This is a genomic window from Microbacterium sp. HJ5 (genome assembly GCF_054824025.1).
This window is the reverse complement of the sequence record NZ_JSYE01000044.1, coordinates 1-2,914: the sequence shown is the minus strand read 5'-3', so window position 1 is coordinate 2,914 and position 2,914 is coordinate 1. Positions and strand designations below refer to the sequence as shown.

Annotated in this window: 3 protein-coding genes; all 3 read right to left on the bottom strand. The window is 68.1% G+C overall.

Going from position 1 to position 2,914, the window contains the following annotated elements; genetic code table 11:
* Window positions 1-86: 86 nt before the first annotated feature.
* The 3 genes from OB08_RS16005 to OB08_RS15995 are packed head-to-tail and all read right to left on the bottom strand — an operon-like array spanning window position 87 to window position 2,762.
* Window positions 87-707, bottom strand: a complete 621-nt coding sequence (locus tag OB08_RS16005; RefSeq protein ID WP_461476488.1) for a TetR/AcrR family transcriptional regulator — start codon at window positions 705-707, stop codon at window positions 87-89.
* Window positions 708-723: 16 nt separating this feature from the next.
* Window positions 724-2,022, bottom strand: a complete 1,299-nt coding sequence (locus OB08_RS16000; protein ID WP_461476486.1) for an ABC transporter permease — start codon at window positions 2,020-2,022, stop codon at window positions 724-726.
* On the bottom strand, window positions 2,019-2,762 hold the full coding sequence (locus OB08_RS15995) for an ABC transporter ATP-binding protein (RefSeq protein WP_461476484.1): 744 nt from the start codon (window positions 2,760-2,762) through the stop codon (window positions 2,019-2,021). Before OB08_RS15995 ends, OB08_RS16000 begins: the two co-directional genes overlap by 4 nt.
* Window positions 2,763-2,914: the final 152 nt, after the last annotated feature.

Genomic DNA, 2,914 nt, shown 5'->3' with positions numbered 1-2,914 from the left:
CCGTTTGTCCACTGTGTAACGAATTCGTAATACTGACTACGGGCGTGAGCGCGGTGCCGGCAACGGCTCGCGCGCGGACACGATCGTCAGACGAGCTTGCTCAGGGCTGCGGTGAGAGCTGTCCCGATCGTCCGGGGGTCGATCATGGGCGCGCCGCCCTCGTCGACCTGCCGGGCCCACGACTGGCCGATGTACCGCATCACCCCGGCGAGGATGTGCGTGATGATCTCCGCCTGCTCGTGCAGCTCGGTCGGGGATTCGTCGGGGTACTGCGTGCGCAGACGCAGCGCGATGATCTCCCGGAGCTCGGTCTCGATGGCTTCCAGCCGCTCCATTTGCCTGGCCATCAGCACCGGATTCGCCGCCACCGCCCGTATCCTGCGCGCGAGAAGCGTCGGGTCCTCGGCCATCGCGCCGGCGTCGATGCGGATCATCCCCGCCGCCTCCTGCAGCAGAGGCCCGGTCGAGACGATAAAGGCGCGCGCGGCGCTCTGGTCGATTTGCGGAGCACTCACGCCGATCAACGCGGTGTCCTTGGTCTTGAAGTGGTTGAAGAAGGTGCGCGGACTGACACCCGCGCGAGCGCAGATCATATCCACCGTCACCGCCTCGTACCCGTGCTCGAGGACGAGGTCGACGGCGGCCGCCTCGATCGCGGCGGCCTTGGCGATCGCGTCTCGACGACGTGGAGTGGCGGGGGTGGGCATGATCTGCGCTCCTGGGTCACTCGTACCGTAGCGACTCGATGGGGTCCTGTCGTGCGGCGCGGCGCGCAGGAAGCACTCCGGACAGGAAGGCGATGACCGTGATCACCACGATCACCGTGATCACGCCGGCGGGCTCGAACAGCAGGATCTGCAGCCCGGGCAGGTCTGCCAGGACCGTCTGGGAGAGACCGCCCGCGATCGCCGTTCCGACCGCGATCGCGGCGAGGGCGCCGAGCGCCGAGCCCAGCAGTCCGATGACCACCGCCTCGAGGCTGAAGAGAGCGAACACCCTGCCGTTCGACATGCCCATGGCCTTCATCAGACCGATCTCGCGCGTGCGCTCCTGCACGCTCATCAGGAGGGTGTTGACGATGCCGAACGACGCCGCGATCAGGGCGACGATCGCGAAGGCGCTCAGCACCCCGATGATCCCGTTGATGACGGTCTGCACGACGCCGAGCTGGTCTTCGACCGTCTGTCCGGCGAGGTCGGCGACGGCGAGGTCGTCCTTCACCGCCGCGATGTCGCCGTCGGTCACCGAGCCCCCGCTGCCCGAGCCGTCGAGGTAGGCGACGGCGAGAGGCCACCCGCGAGGCTGGCCGGGCACTGCCTGCGCATCGGCGATCTCGGTGGTCAGCGTCGCATTGGTGCCGGCACCGGCCGCGAAGAGACTCGTGCGTGCGATGCCGACGACGGTCGCCTCCACCTCGCGGGAGGCGCGCTCGGCATCGGTGTAGCCCAGCACCACCGTCTCTCCGATCGCGTCGGCGGCGTCGTCGAAGCCCAGCGCCGCGACGTACTCCTCGGGCAGCAGGATCTGGTATTCCGACGAATCCTGGTCGAGCTGCTCGCCGGCCACCAGGTCGCTGTGCCCGATCGACGACGTCGGGTTGATGTCGAGCTCGTATCGGCTGTCGGCATCGTCGGATGCTGCGACCCAGTCCACCTGGATCTGGCTGACAGCCTCCACCTGGCGGACTCCGTCGATCGCTTCGATCGCATCGAGATCGTCCTGATTGAGCAGAGTACTGCCGGTGAGGGGATTGCCCGCCGTTCCCTGCTGACGGCCCTCCGGGTCGTACTCGGCTGGACCGTCGGTGGTGTCGACCGACGCGGCGGGCGTCACGAGCAGCACGTCTCCGCTGCTGAGGGTGGCGACCTGCCGCTGCACGTAGTCGCTGACGCCGGCCCCGAGGGCCGTGGTGAGGGTCAGGGTGAAGGCGCCGACGAACAGGCTCAAGACCGTGAGGGTCGTGCGCAGTCTGCTGCGGAAGGCGTTGCGCGTGGCGGTGCGAACGAGATCGGAGGTCTTCATCGCGCCACCTCCCCGGACGCGACCGACAGGGGCGAGGCATCCGCCACCACCCCGTCGACGATCGTCACGGAGCGCCCGCAACGCGCGGCGAGCTCACGGTCGTGGGTGACGACGACGAGCGTGATCCCCCGGTCGCGCTGAAGACCGAACAGGATGTCCTCGACCTGCGACCCGGTGGAGGAGTCCAGGTTGCCGGTGGGCTCGTCGGCGAAGATGACCGCCGGCTCGCCCACGAGCGCGCGCGCGATCACGACGCGCTGCTTCTGTCCGCCCGAGAGATCGACGGCACGGTTCGACGCCTTGTCCGCGATGCCGAGGGCGTCGAGAGCGGCCATGGTGCGCCGGCGCCGCTCCCGTGCCGGGACTCCTGCGATCATCAGCGGGAGGCTGACGTTGTCGAAGACGGTCTGACCGGCGGTGAGGAAGAACTGCTGGAACACGAAGCCGAACGTGGCGTTGCGCAGCCGGTTGAGGTCGCGGGTGCGCAGGTCTGCGGCATCCGATCCCTCGACCAGCACGCTGCCCGACGTGGGGCGGTCCAGCAGCGCGAGCAGATGCATCAGCGTCGATTTGCCCGAGCCGGACTTGCCGACGATGGCCACCGACTCGCCTTTGCGGATGTCGAGGTCGACGCCGCGCAACGCCTGGAACGCGGCGGCACCCCGCCCGTAGGCGCGGGTCACCCCGACGGCTTGGAGGATCGGCTGCCCTGGGTCGGGCACGGGCGGTGCGATGGTCATGGCGAGGTTCCCTTTCATATAATTTGCACTAACTGTAAGTTATAATTGCATTAAGTGCAAGTTAACTGCGCGGAACCCTATGCCGGACGCGCCACCACCACGAGATTGTCGGCGTATCGGCTGTGCCCGGATCGAACTCCCCCTCCGCACGT